Below are 21915 nucleotides of genomic sequence, written 5' to 3'. Positions count from 1 at the left end.
CGCGGCTACCAATGGCAACCGGCATATCATCACCTCAACAACCTCCGCCGCGCACCCGTTCGGCGGATTATCCATCACCCCCAGAACAGCGAGGTAAAACATGTGGTGTGAATTGACTTGGCAGGAAGCCGAACAGGCGTTCGGTCTTCCGGTGAAACGTATTTTCAAAAGGCCCCTTCCCGTGGTCGACCGCAACGGCATCCAGCATCCGTCGGACGTGTTCCGGCGCTGGCCCGATAACAGGTTGACGGCCATTGGCTTTGCCCGTTTCGAGGAGACCCGCATACCCCGAAATCAGGTCTCGAACGGCCTGACCGATATTTTCGACGGCGACCGTCACAGGGTGGTGCGGTCTCACGATCTGGTACCCAAACCAGTCCCCCCGGCGGACCCGGTGACCGAAGCGCGAAAAGAGCTAGCCGAACTGGATCGCTTCTTGCGTCGGGACGTGGAGGAACTGGCCGATGCCGCCAGCCTCACCTTGTCTCCGTTCCTGGAAACCAAGCGGGCCCGCAAGGCGGAACTGCGGCAAATCCTGGCGGAACAGACGCCTCCTGACTAGACTTAAATTAACTATACCGTCCCTCGAAAACAGCGGCCCCGTCCTGGGCCGCTGTTTTCGTTTCTTTCCTCACTCTACCTAGGAGGCCGCATCAGACCATGGCTAGAAAAACAACAATTCGTCGGCGCAAGGGGCCGGACCTGGATACGGTCCGCGACCGCCTTTCTTCCCTTCTGCCGCCGCTGATGGAGAACGCGGCGATCAGCTACCAAGCCTTTGCCGCTCTTGACCCGCCCGAGGATGCCAAGGGATTCTCCGCCCATCATGCGGCCTGCAAGTCGGCCTTGGCCCATCTGGACCTGCTGGCCAAACTGGCCCGCTGGGCCTCGGGCAAGGAAGAAGTCCCCGCTGCCGGGACCGATGAGTCCGACGAAACCATCCGCCTGCTGGCCGATGCCCAAGCAGCGCTGGCCGAATTCGCCGACGGCGACGACGAGGAGGACGACCTGTCATGAGCCCGCCCCGTCAAACCGCCAACTTCCCCGAGTTTGTCTTCATCTGGACCAAGCTGCAAGGCATGGAGATGCCCAAGCTGCATGTGCGCATGGCCCGCTGGCTGGCCGCCCGCTGGCGGGCCGGAGACCGGGAACTGTTGCTCATGGCTTTTCGCAACTCCGGCAAGTCCACTTTGGTTGGCCTTTTTTGCGCCTGGATGCTGTCGCGGGATCCGGACCTTCGCATCCTGGTGCTGGCCGCCGACCTGGCCCTGGCCCGCAAGATGGTGCGCAACGTCAAACGGATCCTCGAACGCCACCCTCTGACCAAGGGATTGAAGCCCAAGCGGGCCGACCAATGGGCATCGGATCAATTTACCGTCAATCGACCGGGTGAACTGCGCGACCCTTCCATGCTGGCCAAAGGAATTGGGGCCAATGTCACCGGGTCCCGCGCCGACGTGGTGATCTGCGACGATGTGGAGGTGCCCAACACCTGTGACACGCCGCCCAAGCGCCTGGACTTGCGCGAGCGCCTCGACGAGATCGACTATGTGCTGGTTCCTGGCGGCTTGCAGCTTTATGTGGGCACGCCCCATACTTACTACACCATCTACGGCGATCAGGTGCGTCCGGAATCCGGCGAGACCCAGCCCTATCTGACCGGATTCAAGCGCCTGGAAATCCCGTTACTGGATTCCAAGGGTCGCAGCCGCTGGCCGGAACGCTTTCCGCCCGAGCGGGTGGCCGGAATCCGCCGTCGCACCGGCAAGAACAAGTTCGAAAGCCAGATGATGCTGCGCCCGGTCAACCTGGCCGACGGACGGCTCGACCCGGATCACTTGCGGGTCCATGACCATGACCTGGTCTATGGCGAGGGCAACGGCGAAAGCCTGCTGACTCTCAACGGCAAGCGCCTGGTTTCGGCCTCCTGCTGGTGGGATCCGGCCTACGGTTCACCGGACAAGGGCGATGGCAGTGTCATCGCCTGCCTGTTCACCGATGAAGACGGCATGTACTGGCTGCAAGGCCTGGAATACATCCAGCACGACCCAACCATTCTCGACCAGACCGACGAGGCTACCCAGCAATGCCGCAAGGTGGTGGCTTTCGCCCGACAGTATCATTTGCCCGCGGTGACCCTGGAAACCAATGGATTGGGCCGCTTCCTGCCCGGTTTGCTGCGGCGCGAACTGACCCAGGCGGGATTGGCCTGCGCGGTCATCGAAGCGGCCTCCAAGCGCAACAAGGAAATGCGCATCATCGATGCCTTCGATGCGGTGCTGGCGGCGGGTAACCTGTCGGTGCATCGCCAGGTCTGGTCGACGCCCTTCATCGCCGAGATGCGGGAATGGCGCCCGACCACCAAGGGCCGCGACGACGGTCTGGATGCCGTGTCCGGATGCCTGTTGGCCGAACCTGTGCGCTTGACCGGGCGCCTGCCCGCCGACCCCAACGACCTACAGTCCCATGCCGCCTGGCGTCGGGGCGGCGGCCAGTTCGATGGATCAACGGAGTTTGATCCATAAGATGTCCCTTTATTATTAGTTCCCTCAACCAACGCCGCCCCCGTTTGGGCGGTTTTTTTATGAAAGGAGACCCGCCATGGGTTCCACCGAACAATCAGCCATGCCGGAAACCAAGAGCCCCGCTGCCGCCGCTCCGGACCTGTCCCCGCCGTCGTCACCGGCCTTGGCACCGGCCCCCGCCTTCACGGCATACTCCCCGGACGACGGGCCCCTGGGCAACCAGTCGCCGGGCCTGGGCGGCGGCAACGATTGGCTGGCGCCGTCCTCCAATCAGGCATCCGTCAGCCCGGATATCGCGGAGTCCCTCGCCCTGGCCAAACCCAAGACTCCGCAACCCGCCACCGGTGATCCTTCCCAATCGGAGAACAATCGCTGGGCCACCCAACAACTGGAGAAAATGGCCAAGGAGAAATCCAAGCCCACCGTCCAGCCGGTGGGCTCGCAAGAGGACTATAAGACGGACTTCCGGAAATCCCCGGTGACCGCGCAGGCGGTCGCCGACGAGATTGTCGCCTGCAAGGATCCCCTGGACTGGTCCTGCACCGAGAACCAGAAGGTGATGACCGCGCCGGGCTACTTCAAGGACGGCCACCCGAAAAACGACATCGTCCGGCCCAAGGTGGATCAATGGTTCAAGAACACCTTTCCGGGCACGGTGGACCTGTCCGGCGGCCAGTCGGCCAGGGCCGTCGCCGATTCCGACCCGGACTCGCGGCGCAAGGTCGATGACCATATCAATGCCGGCAAGGGGTTGCGCCCGGCGGCAACGGGGGCCGTGGGCGACACCCTCCAAGGCAGCGTCCAAGGCGACCTGATTGGCGGCTCGGGCGCGGATGATCTGTCAGGGTCAGGGTCAGCTCAACCATCAGGCCTGCTGAGCAGCACGTCGGAGGCCTTTGTCGATGGGCTGCTGCAATTGCACCCCGATAGCCTAAAAGCCCATAATCCGAACCTGCGCGAGAAATGGCATGCCGGGCTCATGGATCTGTCCATGAAGGCCGGGTTGGACAAGCATCAGGCCCGGGATCTGGCCGACCGGATCGTCGGTCGATCGGATGGCAGCGGTAAAAATCCTTTACCCCTAGTCGACTTCACCCCCGCAGGAGTCGCCACGGCGGTCAACGAGGCCCTGCATGATTTCAAGAAGGGCGACTGGATCCAGGGCGGCGTGACCGCCGTCGCGACGATCCCCGGCCTCGGCGCGGCGGCCAAACAGGCCAACAAGGGCCTCAGGAATGCCCTCGCCAATGCGCCTCAAGGTCGTAGCAAACAGAGTAACTCCCTTGCACAAAACCGCCCGAACATCTATAATCCCCCCAGTGGGACAACCCGTCCCTTCGAGGCCGACTACCCCAATGGAGCCAAGACCGATGAGCAAGGAAACCTGACCCATGACATCGACGGCAGAAAGCTTGAAACTGACGGACGAACAGTGGGCCGAAAAGTGTATCAAGGCGACGACCAAGCTCTTAGATCAACCGAACTTGGACCCATTGCGACGGAAGCAACTGGAAGAGCACCTCGATACGCTGCGAAAGGTGAAATCGGGAGAATATTTGGTCAGACGGTAATCGACGCAAACACTCGAAAACCTCGGTGTGTTCTGCTTTCAGAAAGCCTCCTCCCCGAAGACCTCCCCAAGGTCTACGCCCACGAAGTGGGCCATGTGATCGATCAGGCGGCGGGGGAGATCCCCGTCAAGGGCCTGGAGGACGAACTGGGAAACCTTTACCACACCCTCAACGCCCCCGAGCGGGCGGGGGAATTCCCGGCTCCTGGCCAGCCCCGCTTCACCCCGGAACGGCACGGCTACGACGGTGACGATCCGCCCCGGGAACTGATGACCGAGGCCATCCGCGCCTATATGGCCGACCCGGCTTATCTGAAAACCGTGGCGCCCAAAACCGCCAAGGCCATCCGGGCGGCGGTCAACGGTAATCCGGCCCTTCGCAAGATCATCCAGTTCAATTCTGCCGCCGGGCTCGCCGCCCTGGGGGCCGATGACGACGAGGATTGATCCGGCCTCGTTGGACCGGAGTGGGCCGGTTGGTCCGCTCCGGGTCCGGGGCGATACGGAAGTCGCCCTGGGCCATCTGACGCAGATGGGCCTGGACAGGGTGAAGCTCAACAAGGTCCGCAAGGTGCTGGAAGCCGGTGGCGCGCAAGCCGCCCAAGACCTGGCCAAGGCCATGCCGACCATCGGTGGCACCTGGATGGCCCAGGACCTGGCCAAGCGGGGGCTGGCTCGATCACGTCGTGCTGAATCGGATTCGATTAGGCACGATAAACGTGATCGATTCCAATAAGGTCGCGCCTGTCCATCGGGTCCGATCGGACCCGACAGGCGCTAGGCCGGTGGTCAGCGAGGCCATCGCCCGGGGCTTGAAGAACAACTACAGCCCCGCCGAGGCCCTGACCTACGGGGTGTTCTCGGCCCATGCCAAGAACAGCCTCAACAAGGCCACCGAGGCGGTGATCGGCAAGGGCAAGGAGTTGAGCAAGGTCGCATTGAACTCTGAGCAGAGAGAGCGTGTTCGCGAGTTAATGGCCGATGATCTGGTCCAGTCCGGCGCCGCCTATCTCACCGATGTGAGGAAGGAGGTGCAGAATCGGATGGTGCACAATGTATTGGATGAAATTTTCCGAAGTCCCACAAGATCCATCGACAAAACACAATAGCGATATCAAGGCCAGCAGTCTGGCGGAATGGCATTGAGTATGGCGGGCAGTTCCTCTCGAACTGCCCGCCAGCGCCCTGCAAGATCTTCGGCTTTTTGGAGGGCTTCCCGAACTTTAAACTCCTTTATCGATCTTTTTCGAGCCACTGCGATACGCTCCATCGCAAATTCGTTTCCTCGTTTCAAAGCCAGAAGAACGTGCATATAGCCAATGGCATCATCAATGCCCGGATTCAAAACTTCAATATCTCCCAACCGAAACAGGGCCTGATCCTGCCCCTGTTTTGCCGCGCGTTCAATCCAAGAAAAGGCATTGAAATCGATGCCCGGCTTGTCGCGTAGTATACGAGAGTAAGCGAACTGAGCATTGGCATAGCCATTCTCCGCCGCCACCCGATAGAGGCATTCGGCCTTGTCCAGATCTTTGGGCGCCCCTTGCCCGCGCTTGACCATATACCCCAGCGCATAGGCGGCCCGGCGTAGCATGTCGCCGTCTTCGGTCTGGCGGGCGGCCTGTTTGTACCAGCCCATGGCGGCCTTGAAATCCTGCGCCACGCCTTTGCCGAAGCGATAGAGATCGCCCATCCAGTATTGCGCCCGGGGGTCCCCCGCCTCGGCCAGGGGATGCCAGGCCTCCCGGGCCGCGACAAAGTCCCCGGCCTCGTAGGCCCCCATGCCCGCCGCGAAATCCGCCCGCGCCGGGATCGACCAAATCAGCAGATATATCAGAATCATAAAAACACGCATGGGAGGAGTATAGGGGCACCCCCGGCCCCTGCCAATGCCATCGTCGAAAAGGGCGATTTGGCCATCAGGGCAATTGGAGTAATCGGAGGCGATCGTCAGAAGCTGGACGACGTCCTGTCCCAAGGCAGAAAACAACTGGTGTCAACAACTTCCTTTACGGCCACCCGCAAAGGAAGTAAAATTCATATCGATGGCGTGGTCGTCCACGACGGCAACCAGAACTATGATTTCGAGGCTGGCGGCATCGGGGACGCTAGCGGCGCCAAGTCCCTACAGGATGCGGGCGAGGCTAAGACGTTCAAGGAAGAACGCCTGTGGCGGCAACGGGTCACCGGCACCGTGGACATTGGCCCGGACAACAGCCTGAGCAACCCGAGGATCACATGGACGGACCTGAATTGACCGACAACCCGATCGGTAAATCAAAACAGACCAGGAAGTGGCGCCGCCGCTTCCTGGTCCTCGTCGGCCTTTTCCTCGTCTTGCGATATGTTCCCTTCATCCCCCATGCGCCCACTTGTGACCTCGAGACCTTTGGCACCGGCCTCAACGGGGACTATCATTATGAGCTGGCTTCCGGATTTGTCCTGTACGATGTTCCCTTCTATTCGGTGGGCAATCGCGTGTTTTTGACCGTAGGCGGTTGGTTGGATTGGGACAATTGGGTCCTCAATGCCATGAACCAGATCGTATATGGCGGGGCGTCAAACGCCGCGAAGGATTTTCCGGAAAGCAACCTGGGCAAGGCCCATCTAGCCCTCGTAGCCCTGAAGCAACGCATTGAGTCATTTGAGCGCGGCAACGATCTGGCACGAAAAGAAGGCCGCCCCGTACGTCCCTACTGGGAAGAATTTGACCCAGATACGTGGGTGTATGGAGTACGAAGGGCGAGGTGCGCCATCATGTCGATTGTCGTGACGCCATCGCCCGGGGCTTGAAGAATGGCCACAGCCCCGCCGAGGCCCTGACCTACGGGGTGTTCTCGGCCCATGCCAAGAACAGCCTCAACAAGGCCACCGAGGCGGTGATCGGCAAGGGCAAGGATCTGAGCAAGGTTGTGCTTTCAGAGGCCCAGCAGGCCCGGATCCGCGACGCCATGACCGACGACCTCCTGAAGTCAGGCGCCGCCTATCTCACCGATGTGAGGAAGGAGGTGCAAGACCGTATGGTGAAGGAGGTCATGGACGGGATATTCGGTGAGGGTCGCTCACAGGACAAAGCAGCAAGATAGTCCGTTAAGGCCAGCAGCCATCCGGCACCATAAACAGTTTGGCGGGCAGAGGCTCGATCTCTGCCTGCCAAACCTTTGATCTATGCTCGGCATCCTGGATCATTGCGAGTACCTCCTGATCATCCGTGTCCCTGTAGTCCAGCATTTTTTTGATTGCATACTTGTTGCCCCTTTCCGCCGCCAGAATAATAAGGACCAGTCCTTCGACCGTATCACCAAATGGGCTCAATACTTCAGCAAAACCTGTTGCAAACAATCCCTGATCCTGGCCCTGAAGTGCCGCTCTGTCGGCCCAGTCCAGGGCTTCGAAATCGATGCCCGGTTTTTCCCTCAGAAACAAATGCAAGGCTGCCTGTGCATTGGCATAGCCATTCTCCGCCGCCACCCGATAGAGGCATTCGGCCTTGTCCAGATCCTTTGGCGTTCCGCTACCATCCTCGACCATATACCCCATCGCATAGGCGGCCCGGCGTAGCATGTCTCCGTCTTCAGTCTGGCGGGCGGCCTGTTTGTACCAGCCCATGGCGGCCTTGAAATCCTGCGCCACGCCTTTGCCGAAGCGATAGAGATCGCCCATCCAGTATTGCGCCCGGGGATCCCCCGCCTCGGCCAGGGGATGCCAGGCCTCCCGGGCCGCGACAAAGTCCCCGGCCTCGTAGGCCCCCATGCCCGCCGCGAAATCCGCCCGCGCCGGGATCGACCAAATCAGCAGACATATCAGAATCATAAAAACACGCATGGGAGGAGTATAGGGGCACCCCCGGCCCCTGCCAACGCCGCTCCATTCGGGGCGGTTTTTTTTATGAAAGGAGACCCGCCATGGGTTCCACCGAACAATCAGCCATGCCGGAAACCAAGAGCCCCGCTGCCGCCGCTCCGGACCTGTCCCCGCCGTCGTCACCGGCCTTGGCACCGGCCCCCGCCTTCACGGCACACTCCCCGGACGACGGGCCCCTGGGCAACCAGTCGCCGGGCCTGGGCGGCGGCAACGATTGGCTGGCGCCGTCATCCAATCAGGCATCCGTCAGCCCGGACGTCGAGGGTTTCCAGACCCTGACCAAACCCAAGACCCCGCAACCCGCCAGCGGTGATCCTTCCCAATCGGAGAACAATCGCTGGGCCACCCAACAACTGGAGAAAATGGCCAAGGAGAAATCCAAGCCCACCGTCCAGCCGGTGGGCTCGCAAGAGGACTATAAGACGGACTTCCGGAAATCCCCGGTGACCGCGCAGGCGGTCGCCGACGAGATTGTCGCCTGCAAGGATCCCCTGGACTGGTCCTGCACCGAGAACCAGAAAGTGATGACCGCGCCGGGCTACTTCAAGGACGGTCATCCGAAAAACGACATCCTCCGGCCCAAGGTGGATCAATGGTTCAAGAACACCTTTCCGGGCACGGTGGACCTGTCCGGCGGCCAGTCGGCCAAGGCCGTCGCCGATTCCGACCCGGACTCGCGGCGCAAGGTCGATGACCATATCAATGCCGGCAAGGGGTTGCGCCCGGCGGCAACGGGGGCCGCGGGCGCGGTCTATGACGATTCCAATCCTCCGACTTTCGCCGAGACCATCAAACGGCAAACCGGATACGACGTGGCACCGGCGGTCCACCGACCGGATCGCGACCCCCAGGTTCAGGTTCATCAGGCGGGCGGTCGCGAGCGCAAGAAGGCCCTGCGGGAAATGCATCGTACCGAGCAGGTGACCCCCGAGCAGCGTCGTCGCCTGCGTCAGGCTTTTAGCGACAGCCCTGAGCAGCAGCAACTGATCGATCAATGGGCCGACCTGGAGACCAAGACCGAGCGGGACCGGTTCCTGAGCGAGCAGGGAAACCGGTTGCGCCAACCGCCCCGCACCCCGGCGGAAAAGGCCCTGGGCGATTTCTACGGCGAGGCCCTGGGCGGCGGCCTGGGACGGCGGAGACCGGAAAAGGGGCCGGGGGCACCACGTCCTGGCGATCCGGGAAAAGCCATCGGCGGGCCCAGAGCCAAGGGCTGGGACGACTACCGCGACACGGTCGCCCACAGGGCAGACAAGGCCTTCCGCGAGGAGGCCCAAAAACACGCACGCCATATTCGCACCCCCTATGGCTTTATTGCTGACAACGCCAAACCGGCGGATAGCAGGAAGCTCCGTCGTGAAGGCGTGAAGACCATCGAGATGGAGGGCGGCAAAAAGGTCTACCTGAAATGGGACGACAATCACGGCGGGGAATGGGAGATGTATCTTCCGAAGGGCAAATTTCTTCGACATCAAGGCGTTCTTGACCCCGTCACAGGGCAGCAAATCAAACCTCCGGATCCGGAGAAGAAACCGATACGTATGAGTGACACTGGTGATGACAATACATCCTTCGCATGATATTAAGGCGGAGGCTGGATTATCGATCCGGACTCCGCCCTTCTCATTCGTTTGGGCCATATCCATGTATGACTATCTCTCCGAGCGCCCCGTCGTCTTCGATACTGTCGGCATGTGCTCGGAATTGAAGGCCGCCGTTGAAGCGCCAAACGTGGCTCTAGTGCATATACCGCAAGACAGGCATGTGGGGCTGATTCGCGAATATCCCCTGCAGGAGGAGGGATACAATATCGAATGGGTTTGGTACCCCTTCAATGGCCCCCTTTCCCAGGAGATCGATTTTTGCCCCTGGACGGGCAATCCCATGGCCGGATATCTTGGTCAAGAATGGTGTGAGGTGCTGTTCGAGGATCACGGAATTGACTGTGAAGCTTTCCTGGAAGCGCAATGGAAAGCCAATCCGGAAGGCGATGAGCAGTTTGACCGTGAGGCCTTCGCCAACCTGCCCCAGGAAATGCAAAGCGAAGCTTGGTGGCGCACCCGCAAATGGCCGGTGACAAATCCACATTTGATGCCAGGTTCGATCATCTCTCCGTTTCTGATAGAAGATCCGGAGATTAAGGAGCCCGAGTTTCCTTTCCCCAGGCCGAACGAACGACCGGAGAGACACATTGGCCTGGATGGATTGGCCCATCCCGGGTACGCCCGACCGCCTGGCCATCCGCCCCATATGTGCAACAAAATGAAGCCATTTTTCGATGACGAAGAATGTATGATCGCCTACCTTCCCCACGTGCGTGAGTATGGCATCCGTAGGGTGGCGGACCTCTCGCGCCCTCTGGGTGAGCAACCGCTTGACGTGATACCCATCAGTTTCTGCCCCTGGTGCGGGCGGGCTTTGCCGCCAAGCCTGCGGCCCCGATGGGAAGCGGCCCTGGCCAAGCAGAAATTGACACCAGACTGCTCCGATATTCCCGAGGACTATCTCACTGAGGCCTGGTGGTACGAAGGTTAAACAGCCATTAGGCCCGGGATCTGGCCGACCGGATCGTCGGTCGATCGGATGGCAGCGGTAAAAATCCTTTACCCCTAGTCGACTTCACCCCCGCAGGAGTCGCCACGGCGGTCAACGAGGCCCTGCATGATTTCAAGAAGGGCGACTGGATCCAGGGCGGCGTGACCGCCGTCGGAACTCTCCCCGGCCTCGGCGCGGCGGCCAAACAGGCCAACAAGGGCCTCAAGGGCGCCCTCGCCAATGCGCCTCAAGGTCGTACCAAGCAGAGTAACTCCCTTGCCCAGAACCGCCCGAACATCTATAATCCCCCCAGTGGGACCCAGCGTCCCTTCGAGGGCGACTATCCCAATGGAGCCAGGACCGATGAGCAAGGACGACTCACCCATGACATCGAAGGACGGCCCCTCCAAGTCGAGAATCGAGTGGTGGGCAGAAAAGTTGATCAAGGACCTGATCAACCGCTTGGAGAAAGAGAACTTGACGGAATTACAGAGGAAGCAACTGGAAGAAAAGCTGCATTTGCTTCGCACGAATCCCTCGAAGGAAATTGGGCTGAGACACCGTATCACCCCAAATCAAAACAACCTTTAGGGGTTGCGCTATCGGAAGATCTCACCCCCGAAGACCTTCCCAAGGTCTACGCCCACGAAGTGGGCCATGTGATCGATCAGGCGGCGGGGGAGATCCCCGTCAAGGGCCTGGAGGACGAACTGGGAGACCTCTACCACACCCTCATCGCCCCCGAGCGGGCGGGGGAATTCCCGGCTCCCGGCCAGCCCCGCTTTACCCCGGAACGGCACGGCTACGACGGTGACGATCCGCCTCGGGAACTGATGGCCGAGGCCATCCGCGCCTATATGGTTGATCCGTCCTACCTGAAGACCGTGGCGCCCAAAACCGCCAAGGCCATCCGGGCGGCGGTCAACGGTAATCCGGCCCTGCGCAAGATCATCCAGTTCAACTCCGCCGCCGGGCTCGCCGCCCTGGGGGCCGATGACGACGAAGAATGATCACGTCACCCTGACACAGCTATTCGAGCACTTTCTTCGAATTCTCAATTCCTCTCCATCCTGGAGAGGGGGCAACCCCGGGCAGTCGTCCGGGTTTTTTTCGTTACCCAACCGCATGAGAAAGGAATGACCATGCAACAGACATTTCAACAGAACCGGCAGCGGTCCAAACGCCTGCGCGACTTTGTATCCGGACAACCCGACAATACCGGTGGCCCGCTTCCCGAACAAACCCCGGATACCGAACGGGCGGCCCATGAATTGGCTGAAAAGGTCCGGGCCGAGTTCTTCGCCACCCTCGCGGAAGCGCCCAAAGGCGCCGACGGCATCCTTGCCAAACGCACCGAGGACTGGACCGAAAAGGAAGTGGAGACCCTGACCGGCTCCGATCAAGCCATGCTGGCGGGCCATCCGGAATTCGAGCGGACCAACGATCGCCTTACTGAATGGCACAAGCTGTTCTATGGCACCGGCCCGGCAGAGACCGATGCCACCGGTCGAATGGTCCCACCGTCCTACAAGGTGCCACCCCGACCCAACGAGACGGCGGCCCGTGATCCCCGGGGCCGGAGCGCGCAACAGGGCGTGATGGGCGTTGGCCGTCAGGTGGCCCGCATGGCAGAGAAGGAGCATTGGTCCGGTGCCGTGGATTCCTTGCAGTCCGGCATCAATTTGCTCAATACCGCTGCCCCGGCTGGCCGCACCCCGGATCTTCAAAACCTGAAGCGCGATGGAGAGTTCGGGCCTAAGACCAAGGGGGCGCTCTTCCGCTCGGTCGCCAGATTGGGACCGGACTCGGTGGGCGAGGCGGTCGGCTTGGCTCGGTTCAAGGACCATGTCGCCAAGGCCCGTCTCGGTGAAATCAAGCCGACCGGCAGCTTGGCCCAGGCTGCCGATGAGGCCTTCTCCCCGCTTCTGCTGCCCACCGGCAAGTTCGATGAAAACGATCGCCGCCCCAAACCTTGGGGCTATGGCATCCAGTCCATGCTCAACGACATGGGCAAGGACAAGGATTCCGATTGGCAGGCCATCAAAGAAGACGGCTGGATCGGCCCCAAGACCGAACTGGCTTTCCAGAGCCTGCTACCGCAAGTGGAGGATGATGACTTGGTCGGCACCCTTTATCACCACCTGGGTTTCATTGGCTGAGGCCTCCTTTATGCCAGTCCGTCGATGGGCCGCGCTCCCGGTAATGGGATGCGGCCCATCGACGGTCAAACCAACCGGTCTGCTCTATCGATGGCTCCGATCTTGTCATATTGCGGGTATTATAATACATTTTATACTATGAAATGAATGGATGGGAATGCTTAATGATGGATATGGCAAGTGTTAGAAGGTTATTCTCGTATTTAGTTTTAGTGAGCTGCATACCCATTTTTCATGTCCCTGCCGCCGCGAGCGAAGACCGGATCACGTTCTTCTACCGGTCCGCCCAGCTGGAATCTGTCCCTCAAATTATAAAGGACATGGAACAGGCGGACATGTTTCGCGACAATAAGCGTCGGCCCCCAATCATCGGCTTTTTTGCCGGATTGGCGGCGAAATATCCCGATCGGACAGCGGTATGGCTCCTGGGTGACTACCAACGACCGACCGTCTCGGCCCTTTCCCTTTCCCTGCTCTTTGCCGGGCAAAGAGACAAGGCCGAAGCCTATGCCCGGGAAAAAGGCCATTGGGAGGCCGTAGCGAAGGTTTTTGCGGGCTCCTATCCACCAATCCAAGCCACTCCGATCAGTTCCAGCCAGGATCTGGACTTTCTTTGGGGCGCCGCTTTCGCCACCGGGGACGCCGTCTATGTGACCCACATCATGGATTGGATCTACGACATGCAGGCCTCTGGGAAATACGATACCGAGGATATGTTTGCCGTCACCCTGGCGCGCCAGAACAACGACCGGGAGGCACTCAAGGCCGTCCTGGGCAAGTATGAACCGACGGAAATCCGGCCTCTGGCGATCGGTGCCTCGGCGCTGTGGTCCCTTGGTTCCAACGCGCGCCAGCATCCCTTCGTGAAGGCGGCCATGGAGAAGAGGCGTGCCGAGGCCCCGTCGTCGTCGGTGGGAAAAACGCTTGGGCGGCTTCTCTCCCGCTAAGTTGATATGGGCAAAGGGTCGGCCCAACAATCCAAGACCCGTGCCGAAATCACGGCGCGGATCAAGGTTTATCTTCCCCGGTCAGTCCCAGCTCCTCATCGGTCAGGTCGCGGACCACGCGGAAGCCACCGTCTTTGTCGCGTTTCAGGTAGAGGTTCCAGCCTCTGTCGAATACGGGTGTGTATGTTAGCCTCGAGTTCCAATCAGCTCCCCGGCCCGTACCTCTGGTACAATCGCCATCAGTTCGGGGAGCGCCGTCGGCAGGCGCGCCTTCATAGCTGTCGTTCCAGCAGTCGGCGACCCACTCGTCAACGTTGCCCAACATGTCGTACAAGCCAAAAGGGTTGGGCGGAAAAGAACCGACAACCCTGAGCCCTCGTTTTTCCTCTCGCGGCAAGCAAACACCGCAGTTCGCGCGGCCATACTCCATAGCGTCGCCCCACCAATACCGTGTTGTGGCGCCGCCGCGAGCAGCGTATTCCCACTCCGCCTCGCTGGGCAGGCGATACTGGCGGCCAGTTTTTAGTTTAAGCCAATGAAGAAAACCCAATGCCTCAATATACGTTTGTTTGACAACCGGCATTCGGGGCTTGGTGTCCCTTCGTAGGTTTGCTCCATCGAGCCAACACAAAGCGTCATCCATGCAGGCTTGAAACTCTTCCACGGTCACTTCGTACCGCCCCATGGCGAAGGGGAGCTTGATTGTGACCCGGCGCACCGGTTTGGTGCTGACGAAGTCATCACCGTGAATATGCTCGTCCGGCTGATCATGCCCCATCATGAAGCTACCCGCCGGGATGACGACCATTTCGGGGCAAACGGGGCAATCCTTGAAGACATCGCCGGGCTTGAGCGGTTTCGTCTGAGCTTCAATCGGACCAAACATCAAGAATAACCCAACCAAAATTCCAGCCCGAGGACCGGCGCCCGAAGCCCTGGGGCATCGGTCTGCAAACGGCGATCAACGACCTGGGCGCCGAAAAGGACACCGACTGGCAACCGATCAAGGAAGACGGCTGGATCGGCCCGAAGACCGAATTGGCCTTTCAATCGGTTCTGCCCAAGGTTCAAGACGACGAATTGGCCCAGAGTGCATCCCACGCTCTGGGATTTCCAGGCTGACGCTCCCTTATTCACCCCCAAGCCGAACAGCCGACGGGCCGCGCTCTCACCACCGAGAGGCGGCCCGTCGGCTGTTCGGCCCCCAACCAAGAAAGGAACTATCACCATGACCTCAGGAACCCCCATGGACGTGATCTGGTGGATCACCGCTGTGGAACTCCCCGCGCTGGCCGGTTTGTTCTGGCTGATCTGGCGCACTCGAAAAGAGGCGGAAGACGCCCTGGACCGCAGTTGCCATGAAATGGAAAACCAGGTCGCCCGCGTCCGCGAAGGGCTTTCCGCCTACAAGCTGGAGGTGGCCAAGTCCTATGCCTCCATTTCTCACCTCAAGGACGTGGAAAAGCGTCTGACCGACCACCTGATCCGCATCGAGGACAAACTCGATGGCGCCATCGGAGGAGCCTGACATGACCAGCAAACAAATCCTGAAACACTTCGAGGACGAAGCCGACTACGAGCGTCAGGTGGATATCCTGGCCCGGACCCTCTATGGCGAGGCCCGCGGTGAACCCCCCGAGGGCGCCGAAGCGGTGGCTTCGGTGATCATGAACCGGGTGCTGCGCGGCCGACGTCGCCGCAACGGATACTGGTGGGGCGAGACGGTGGAAGAAGTCTGCCAAAAGCCTTGGCAATTCTCCTGCTGGAACGAGGACGACCCCAACCGGGACAAGATCGAAAAGGTCGGCCCGGGTAATCCGATCTTCGACCGCTGCCTGTGGGTCGCCCGCCGGGCCGTGGATCGCAAGCTCAAGGACCGCACCTTTGGCGCCACCCATTACCACGCCATGGGCATTGATCCACACTGGGCCTTTGGCAGGGAAGCCTGCGCGCTGATCGGCCATCACCTGTTCTATAACGATGTGGAGTGAGGAAGATGATCGGAGCCCTGATCGGCCCGCTGCTGTCGGGCCTGTTCTCCGTCGTCGACAAGGCGGTGGAGGACGAAGACGAAAAAAACAAAATCAAGGGTGAGCTTCAGACCATGGTGCTCACCGGCCAGATGAAGGAAATCGAACAGGCGGCCAGCATCATCGTCGCCGAGGCCAATGGCGAAAGCTGGCTACAACGCAATTGGCGGCCTTTGCTCATGTGCCTGTTCGGCGTCATCATCGCCAACAACTACATTGTCTCCCCCATCACCGGCTCGCCGATGATGCCGCTCCCCCCCGACATGTGGGAGTTGCTCAAGATCGGTGTCGGCGGCTACGTGGTCGGCCGCTCGGTGGAAAAAGGAGTCAAGGTCTGGAAGGAGGGCGGGAATTGATCCCGCTCTCCCAACGCTTTTTTTGTGCCCAAAAAATGCCGCAGCGCAAAATTATCCATTGCATCGCAAAATCCCCTCGGTCAGACTCTTGGGCCTGAATCAACAGGGACCGCAAGCCAAGGGGAGAGACGACCATGGAAGAATTGAACGGCTATTATTTCGAGGATCTGGACGAGGGCATGACCGATCTGTTCGGCAAGACGGTCACCGAGGCCGACATCGCCGCTTTTTCAGGGGTATCGGGCGACACCAATCCAGTGCACCTGAACGAGGACTATGCCTCCCAGACCATGTTCAAGGGCCGCATTGCCCACGGCATGCTGTCCGCGGGTCTGATCTCCGCCGTATTCGGTACCAAGCTCCCCGGGCCGGGCTGCATCTATGTCAGCCAGAACCTACGTTTCAAGGCCCCGGTGAAAATCGGTGACACGGTCATCGCCCGGGTGACGGTCACCAAGCTGGTCCCGGAAAAGGGTTTTGTGGAATTCGATACCGTCTGCACCGTCGGCGACAAGAAGGTGCTGGTCGGCGAAGCGACGCTGATGGTGCCCAAGCGGGGGTAGGGGGCAAATCTGGGTCCTGGAGCTATTACCGCAAGGCTTTCGGGAGCCCCGTCAATACGGGATCATCCATGTCCATCCCGAAGTACCGAGCCGCCAGTTCCGCGGCGACATCGCTTTGTGCCTGGTCGCGAACCTTTTTGATGGGATCGCGATCCGGGCGGCGGGCGAGCCAGGCTTTTTGTAGGGCAAAGGCCCGAGGATCGATGACCGCCATGGGGACCGGTAGCCCGTCTTCACCGACGGCAACCTGTTCGAATTTTGGAACACTCAGCAACCAATCCAGACCCAAGACCGGCGTCGCGACAAGATCGTCATCGACAATCCGGTCCGCTGGATTGGTGGCGACTTCGTGGCGCGATTCGGGGCGGATCAGATCGACGTAAAAGCCGTCGTTGTTGGAGGCCCGGTAGCCCTGGCCCGTGAAGCTGCGATCGACCCGTTGCAGGATACGCAACAGGCCTTCCTGCCGGAGCTCTTCGGAACAGAATCGCAGCCCTCGGCGCGCATCAAACAGCAAATCAACATCGCCGGTGGCCAGGTGTCCGGCCCGGATTTGGACCCCGGCATGGGCTTCGTAGGCATAGAGTGCATTTGTCCCGACGACGATCAGGTCACGGCCCAGAACGCCGTCGCGCGCAAGCCTGCGCAGGATCTTCGCGGTAATCACGGGGACCCTACCGAGGTTCGAGGCCCGGAGGATGGGAGCGGCCTGATCGAGTTGTTTCTTTAGGCGGGCCTCCCGGGCCTTGGCTTCATCCCGCCCATCGCGGAATAATCGATCGGCCTCTTCCGTTTTCAGGGATCGTGGGCCGAGAGACTTTTCCGAGGCCTTGAATTTCCGGTAGAGATAGTCCGTCCCATTGCGGGATACCCATCGCATGGAGCCCGCGAACCGATGATCAAGGTCGGCACGCACATGAGCCAGAGCGTCATGGATCTGTGTCATGTCAACGATACGGCGGCGACCATCCAGATCTATCTCATTGAAGTCCATAACTTTGCCACTCTCATGTGCGAATTCATATATAATAGTGGCAAAATCAAAAATATCAAAGAACTAGGATTTGAGGCGGTATGGTGTGGGTTCGCGTGACCCGGGATCAACGGCTCCTCACCGCGCCCCCGACAACCCCTCCGCCCGTAGCCGTGCCTTGAAGCCCTTCATCACCGGCAGCCATCTTGCATTTGCCGTCGATGGTCTTGAGCATCACGGCGAGGACCCAGTCCACCGCCACCGGAGAGAGGTCGCGGTCCCGGGCCCAAAGGGCGGCGTGAGTGGTCATGGCTGAATTCCTTTCGTCGCTGGATCAGTCTCCCCCGGTCGCGGCGAACCTCAAGCTTGGCCGCATTTCCCCTTGACCCGGCGCCGACCGGCGGGCACCTTCCGGCCCCATGCGTATCTTTCGGCATTACGAAGGCCTGCCGCCGGAACTAAAGGGCGGGGCCGTGGCGGTCGGCAACTTCGACGGCGTTCACCTGGGCCACCGGGCGGTGATCGGCGAGGCGGGATTGATCGCGCGCGCCGGCGATCCTTCGGTGCCGTGGGGTGTATTGACCTTCGAGCCTCATCCCCGGCTGCTGTTCAAACCGGATCAAGAACCGTTCCGGCTGTCTCCGTTCCGCATCAAGTCGCGCCATATCGAGGAGATGGGCGTCGATTTCATGGTGGTGCTGCATTTCGACATGGCTCTAGCCAAGCATCCGGCGGAATCCTTTGTCGACGAGATCGTCGTGGGCGCCTTGGGGGCCAGTCATGTGATCGCCGGATACGATTTCCAGTTCGGCGCCAAGCGGCGCGGAAACTGCCAGATGCTGCTGGCCATGGGCCAGGAACATGGCTACGGCTTTACCTGTGTTCCGGCGGTGACCGACGACGGCGGCGAACCCTATTCCTCCACCCGGGTGCGCGACTATCTGCAAAGTGGCGACCCGCGTGGCGCGGCGGCGGTGCTCGGGCGCCCGTTCGAGATCGAGGGCCGGGTGGAACATGGCGACAAACGCGGGCGGACCATCGGCTTTCCCACCGCCAACGTCCATCTGGGCGAGTATATCCATCCCTCTTTCGGAGTGTATGCGGTGCGGGCCGGGGTCGACCAGGGTGGCGAAACCCATTGGATCGACGGCGTGGCCAACCTGGGCATGCGCCCCACTTACGAAACCCAGGGCGTGACCCTGGAAGTGCATCTGTTCGATTTCGACGAGGACCTGTACGGCAAGCATCTACGGGTCGCGCTGATCGAACACCTGCGGCCAGAACGCAAGTTCAACGGTCTGACCGAATTGCAAACCCAGATCGGCAAAGACAGCGCTCAGGCTCGAGAGATCTTAGCACAATAACGTCGCTAACCCTTGCCCCCCGGGCGGCGGGACCGTATAGTCCGCGCCCATGAGCGCCTGCATGCACCAAGCCGCGCCGTCCCCGGCCTTCCGGGAGATCGGGCGAATTATCTGACCCGCGCCCTGGGGGCCGCGATACGGCTCGCGCGCGGGTTTGTCCGTCCTTCGCCCACCGTTCCCCGCTTTTCGAGAGCAAATCCATGAGCGTCGACTACAAAGACACCCTCTTCCTGCCGAAGACCGATTTTCCCATGCGCGCCGGCCTGGCCAAAAAAGAGCCGGAGATCCTGGCACGCTGGAAACAGACCGAGCTGTTCAAAAAGCTGCGCGCCGATGCCCGTGGCCGCGAGAAATTCGTGCTGCATGACGGCCCGCCCTATGCCAACGGCCATCTGCATATCGGCCATGCCCTGAACAAGATCCTCAAGGACGTGATCAACCGGTCGCAGCAGATGATGGGCAAGGACGCCTATTACATCCCCGGCTGGGACTGCCACGGCCTGCCCATTGAATGGAAAATCGAGGAAAAATACCGCGACGCCGGGAAGGACAAGGACGCCGTGCCGGTGCCCGAGTTCCGTCAGGAATGCCGCGACTTCGCCGGATCGTGGATCGGTATTCAGGCCGAGGAGTTCCAGCGCCTAGGGGTCGAAGGCCATTTCGATGCCCCTTATACCACCATGTCTTTCGAGGCCGAGGCCAAGATCGTCGGTGAACTGGGCAAGTTCGTCATGAACGGCGGACTCTATAAGGGCGCCAAGCCGGTCATGTGGTCCTGTGTCGAAAAGACCGCCCTGGCCGAAGCCGAGGTGGAATACTACGACCATACCTCGACCACCATCTATGTGCGCTTTCCGGTGGCCACGCCATCGGTGCCCGAGGTCGATGGCGCCTCGGTGATCATCTGGACCACCACCCCCTGGACCATCCCCGGCAACCGCGCCGTGGCCTATGGCGAGGGCATCGATTATGTGGTCTTGGAAGTCACCGGTGCGGGCGAGAAATCAGGCGCCCAGCCAGGGCACAAGATCATCGTTGCCGAGGCCCTGGTGGGCGAAGTCTGTGCCACCGCCGGGATCGAAAGCCACGAGATCGTCCATCGCCTGACGGGCTCGGACCTGGCCGGGACCATCTGCCGCCACCCGCTGCACGAGGGCGGCTACGACTTCGACATCCGTCTGCTGCCCGCCGGATTTGTCGAGGTGGATACGGGCACCGGCTTCGTGCATATCGCCCCTGGCCATGGCCAGGATGACTGGGAGTTGGGCATCGCCAACGGTGTGGCCGTGCCCGACACGGTGGGCCCGGATGGCGCCTTTTTCGATCATGTGCCGCTGTTCGCCGGGATCAAGGTGTTGGAGGTCAAGGGACCGCGCAAGTTCGACTTTCCCGGCAACTGGGCGGTGATGCGCGAGCTGGCCAAGGCGGAAAACCTGCTGGCCAAGGGCAAGCTGGTGCATAGCTATCCCCATTCCTGGCGCTCCAAGGCACCGCTGATCTTCCGCAATACGCCGCAGTGGTTCATCTCCATGGACACCAACGACCTGCGCGACAAGGCGTTGAAGGCCATCGACGAGACCCGCTTCGTGCCCGCCGGAGGTCAGACCCGGCTGCGGTCCATGATCGAAAGCCGCCCGGACTGGTGTGTCTCGCGGCAGCGCGCCTGGGGCGTACCCATCGCCGTGTTCGTCGACAAGAAAACCGGCGAGCCGCTGCGCGATCAGGGAGTCAACGACCGCATCGTCGATGCCTTCCGCGAGGGCGGCGCCGACGTCTGGTTCAATCGCGACGGACAGGATTTCCTCGGCAATAGCTACAAGATCGAAGACTATGATCAGGTCACCGATATCCTAGACGTCTGGTTTGATTCCGGCTGTACCCATAGCTTCGTGCTGGAACCCAACGAGGACCTCAAATGGCCTGCTTCCCTGTATTTGGAAGGCTCGGATCAGCATCGTGGCTGGTTCCATTCGTCGTTGCTGGAATCCTGCGGCACCCGGGGCGTGGCCCCCTATGAAGCGGTGCTGACCCATGGCTTCGTCATGGCCGAAGACGGTCAGAAAATGTCCAAGTCCCTGGGCAACATCGTCTCTCCGCAGGACGTCTACAATAATCAGGGCGCCGATATCCTGCGTCTGTGGGTGTTGGGCTCGGACTATTCCGAAGACCTGCGCATCGGCCCGGAGATCCTCAAGCAGCATGCGGATGTCTATCGCCGTCTGCGCAACACCTTCCGTTTCCTGCTCGGCAATCTGAATGGCTGGAGCGAGGGCGAACGCCTCCCCATGGAGCAGATGCCGGAACTGGAACGCTGGGTGCTGCACCGGCTGTGGGAAATGGATCAGGAGGTGCGCCAGGGCTGCAACGACTTCTTGTTCCATCCGCTGTTCGAGAAGCTGCATAACTTCTGTGCCGGGGAACTGTCGGCCTTCTATTTGGATATCCGCAAGGACAGCCTCTATTGCGATGGGGCCAATTCGATCCGGCGCCGGGCGGCGCGGACGGTCTGCGATATCCTGTTCGATACCCTGACGGCCTGGCTGGCACCCTATATCTGCTTCACGGCGGAAGAGGCTTGGCTGGCCCGCAACCCGTCGGAGGATGGCTCGGTGCATCTGCGGCAGTTCCCCGAAATCCCCGAGTCCTGGCGCGACGATGCGCTGGCGGAGAAATGGGCGACCGTGCGGGAGGTGCGCCGCGTGGTGACTGGGGCGTTGGAGGTCAAGCGGGCCGACAAGACTATCGGTGCCAGCCTGCAGGCCCATCCGACGGTCACCGTCACCACCGACCAAATGATGGCCCTGGATGGACTGGATCTGGCGGAAATCGCCATCACCTCGGAGATCACCGTCGAGGCGGGCGAGGTGCCCGAGGGCGCCTTCACCGACGAGACGGTGGCCGGAATCGGTGTCATGGTCAATCTGGCCGAGGGCGAGAAGTGCCAACGCTGCTGGCAGGTGCTGCCCGACGTGGGCGACCATGGCCACGAGGGAATCTGCGGTCGCTGCGCGGAGGCCATTTCGGATTGA

The 21915-nt window shown here is 60.9% G+C and carries 25 protein-coding genes; 20 read left to right on the top strand and 5 right to left on the bottom strand.

Annotation, left to right across the window (positions count from 1 at the left end):
* Positions 1-100 precede the first annotated feature (100 nt).
* From MGMAQ_RS01685 to MGMAQ_RS01660, 6 genes are all read left to right on the top strand, one after another.
* Positions 101-562 (top strand): hypothetical protein, encoded by a 462-nt coding sequence (locus MGMAQ_RS01685; protein WP_046020173.1) that lies wholly within the window; start codon positions 101-103, stop codon positions 560-562.
* Positions 563-660: 98 nt separating this feature from the next.
* Positions 661-1017 carry a hypothetical protein gene (locus MGMAQ_RS01680; RefSeq protein ID WP_052716036.1) on the top strand — a complete coding sequence of 119 codons (357 nt, stop codon included), beginning with the start codon at positions 661-663 and terminating at the stop codon, positions 1015-1017.
* Positions 1014-2525, top strand: a complete 1512-nt coding sequence (gene terL / locus MGMAQ_RS01675; protein ID WP_046020172.1) for a phage terminase large subunit — start codon at positions 1014-1016, stop codon at positions 2523-2525. Before MGMAQ_RS01680 ends, terL begins: the two co-directional genes overlap by 4 nt.
* 76 nt (positions 2526-2601) lie before the next feature.
* Positions 2602-4542, top strand: a complete 1941-nt coding sequence (locus tag MGMAQ_RS01670) for a hypothetical protein (RefSeq protein ID WP_046020171.1) — start codon at positions 2602-2604, stop codon at positions 4540-4542.
* A complete protein-coding gene (locus tag MGMAQ_RS01665; protein WP_046020170.1) occupies positions 4526-4831 on the top strand; it encodes a hypothetical protein in 306 nt (101 codons plus the stop codon). Before MGMAQ_RS01670 ends, MGMAQ_RS01665 begins: the two co-directional genes overlap by 17 nt.
* Positions 4815-5204, top strand: a complete 390-nt coding sequence (locus MGMAQ_RS01660; protein WP_148560790.1) for a hypothetical protein — start codon at positions 4815-4817, stop codon at positions 5202-5204. Before MGMAQ_RS01665 ends, MGMAQ_RS01660 begins: the two co-directional genes overlap by 17 nt.
* 5 nt (positions 5205-5209) lie before the next feature.
* Here MGMAQ_RS01660 and MGMAQ_RS19145 read toward each other — a convergent pair whose 3' ends face one another.
* Positions 5210-5950, bottom strand: coding sequence for a tetratricopeptide repeat protein (locus tag MGMAQ_RS19145; RefSeq protein WP_052716035.1), 741 nt, complete (start codon positions 5948-5950; stop codon positions 5210-5212).
* A 195-nt stretch (positions 5951-6145) separates the two neighbouring features.
* Here MGMAQ_RS19145 and MGMAQ_RS20585 point away from each other — a divergent pair, with 195 nt between their 5' ends.
* The 3 genes from MGMAQ_RS20585 to MGMAQ_RS01640 are packed head-to-tail and all read left to right on the top strand — an operon-like array spanning position 6146 to position 7181.
* Entirely contained in the window at positions 6146-6352 is a 207-nt protein-coding gene (locus tag MGMAQ_RS20585; protein WP_148560789.1) for a hypothetical protein, read from the top strand.
* Positions 6334-6888: a hypothetical protein gene (locus MGMAQ_RS01645; protein ID WP_046020167.1), complete on the top strand. Its 555-nt coding sequence runs from the start codon at positions 6334-6336 to the stop codon at positions 6886-6888. Before MGMAQ_RS20585 ends, MGMAQ_RS01645 begins: the two co-directional genes overlap by 19 nt.
* Positions 6843-7181 (top strand): hypothetical protein, encoded by a 339-nt coding sequence (locus MGMAQ_RS01640; protein ID WP_046020166.1) that lies wholly within the window; start codon positions 6843-6845, stop codon positions 7179-7181. The genes MGMAQ_RS01645 and MGMAQ_RS01640 overlap by 46 nt, the downstream gene beginning before the upstream one ends.
* Positions 7182-7185: 4 nt before the next feature.
* On the opposite strand, the gene MGMAQ_RS19140 is transcribed toward MGMAQ_RS01640, so the two are convergent.
* Positions 7186-7920 carry a tetratricopeptide repeat protein gene (locus MGMAQ_RS19140; RefSeq protein WP_052716034.1) on the bottom strand — a complete coding sequence of 245 codons (735 nt, stop codon included), beginning with the start codon at positions 7918-7920 and terminating at the stop codon, positions 7186-7188.
* Between the two features lie 80 nt (positions 7921-8000).
* Here MGMAQ_RS19140 and MGMAQ_RS01625 point away from each other — a divergent pair, with 80 nt between their 5' ends.
* The 5 genes from MGMAQ_RS01625 to MGMAQ_RS01595 all read left to right on the top strand — a co-directional run bounded on the left by MGMAQ_RS01625 (position 8001) and on the right by MGMAQ_RS01595 (position 13600).
* On the top strand, positions 8001-9539 hold the full coding sequence (locus MGMAQ_RS01625) for a colicin E3/pyocin S6 family cytotoxin (RefSeq protein ID WP_052716033.1): 1539 nt from the start codon (positions 8001-8003) through the stop codon (positions 9537-9539).
* 64 nt (positions 9540-9603) lie between these two features.
* On the top strand, positions 9604-10494 hold the full coding sequence (locus tag MGMAQ_RS19135; protein ID WP_052716032.1) for a hypothetical protein: 891 nt from the start codon (positions 9604-9606) through the stop codon (positions 10492-10494).
* 161 nt (positions 10495-10655) lie between these two features.
* Positions 10656-11504 carry a hypothetical protein gene (locus MGMAQ_RS20580; protein WP_148560787.1) on the top strand — a complete coding sequence of 283 codons (849 nt, stop codon included), beginning with the start codon at positions 10656-10658 and terminating at the stop codon, positions 11502-11504.
* 132 nt (positions 11505-11636) lie between these two features.
* Positions 11637-12653 carry a hypothetical protein gene (locus MGMAQ_RS01600; protein WP_148560786.1) on the top strand — a complete coding sequence of 339 codons (1017 nt, stop codon included), beginning with the start codon at positions 11637-11639 and terminating at the stop codon, positions 12651-12653.
* Between the two features lie 335 nt (positions 12654-12988).
* A complete protein-coding gene (locus MGMAQ_RS01595) occupies positions 12989-13600 on the top strand; it encodes a hypothetical protein (RefSeq protein WP_148560785.1) in 612 nt (203 codons plus the stop codon).
* A gap of 61 nt (positions 13601-13661) precedes the next feature.
* Here the strand turns inward: MGMAQ_RS01595 and MGMAQ_RS01590 are convergent, their stop codons facing one another.
* Positions 13662-14486, bottom strand: a complete 825-nt coding sequence (locus tag MGMAQ_RS01590; RefSeq protein WP_052716031.1) for a formylglycine-generating enzyme family protein — start codon at positions 14484-14486, stop codon at positions 13662-13664.
* Positions 14487-14828: 342 nt separating this feature from the next.
* Between MGMAQ_RS01590 and MGMAQ_RS01580 the strand changes: the two genes are divergently transcribed.
* The 4 genes from MGMAQ_RS01580 (at position 14829) to MGMAQ_RS01565 (ending at position 16549) form a co-directional block, all read left to right on the top strand.
* A complete protein-coding gene (locus tag MGMAQ_RS01580; protein ID WP_046020157.1) occupies positions 14829-15128 on the top strand; it encodes a hypothetical protein in 300 nt (99 codons plus the stop codon).
* A gap of 1 nt (position 15129) precedes the next feature.
* On the top strand, positions 15130-15591 hold the full coding sequence (locus tag MGMAQ_RS01575) for a cell wall hydrolase (RefSeq protein WP_046020156.1): 462 nt from the start codon (positions 15130-15132) through the stop codon (positions 15589-15591).
* A 5-nt stretch (positions 15592-15596) separates the two neighbouring features.
* Positions 15597-15986 carry a 3TM-type holin gene (locus MGMAQ_RS01570; protein ID WP_046020155.1) on the top strand — a complete coding sequence of 130 codons (390 nt, stop codon included), beginning with the start codon at positions 15597-15599 and terminating at the stop codon, positions 15984-15986.
* Between the two features lie 134 nt (positions 15987-16120).
* Positions 16121-16549: a MaoC family dehydratase gene (locus tag MGMAQ_RS01565; RefSeq protein ID WP_046020154.1), complete on the top strand. Its 429-nt coding sequence runs from the start codon at positions 16121-16123 to the stop codon at positions 16547-16549.
* Positions 16550-16574: 25 nt separating this feature from the next.
* On the opposite strand, the gene MGMAQ_RS01560 is transcribed toward MGMAQ_RS01565, so the two are convergent.
* Positions 16575-17495, bottom strand: coding sequence for a nucleotidyltransferase domain-containing protein (locus MGMAQ_RS01560; RefSeq protein ID WP_158498741.1), 921 nt, complete (start codon positions 17493-17495; stop codon positions 16575-16577).
* A 154-nt stretch (positions 17496-17649) separates the two neighbouring features.
* Positions 17650-17832 carry a hypothetical protein gene (locus MGMAQ_RS01555; protein WP_046020152.1) on the bottom strand — a complete coding sequence of 61 codons (183 nt, stop codon included), beginning with the start codon at positions 17830-17832 and terminating at the stop codon, positions 17650-17652.
* 109 nt (positions 17833-17941) lie between these two features.
* Here MGMAQ_RS01555 and MGMAQ_RS01550 point away from each other — a divergent pair, with 109 nt between their 5' ends.
* Together MGMAQ_RS01550 and ileS are read left to right on the top strand one after the other, a co-directional pair.
* Entirely contained in the window at positions 17942-18886 is a 945-nt protein-coding gene (locus MGMAQ_RS01550; RefSeq protein ID WP_046020151.1) for a bifunctional riboflavin kinase/FAD synthetase, read from the top strand.
* A 200-nt stretch (positions 18887-19086) separates the two neighbouring features.
* Positions 19087-21915 carry an isoleucine--tRNA ligase gene (gene ileS, locus MGMAQ_RS01545; protein WP_046020150.1) on the top strand — a complete coding sequence of 943 codons (2829 nt, stop codon included), beginning with the start codon at positions 19087-19089 and terminating at the stop codon, positions 21913-21915.

The sequence above is a fragment of the Magnetospira sp. QH-2 genome (genome assembly GCF_000968135.1).
Taxonomy (GTDB): Bacteria; Pseudomonadota; Alphaproteobacteria; order Rhodospirillales; family Magnetospiraceae; genus Magnetospira.
Note: the sequence above shows the minus strand (reverse complement) of the source record. Positions and strands in the feature narration are given on the sequence as shown.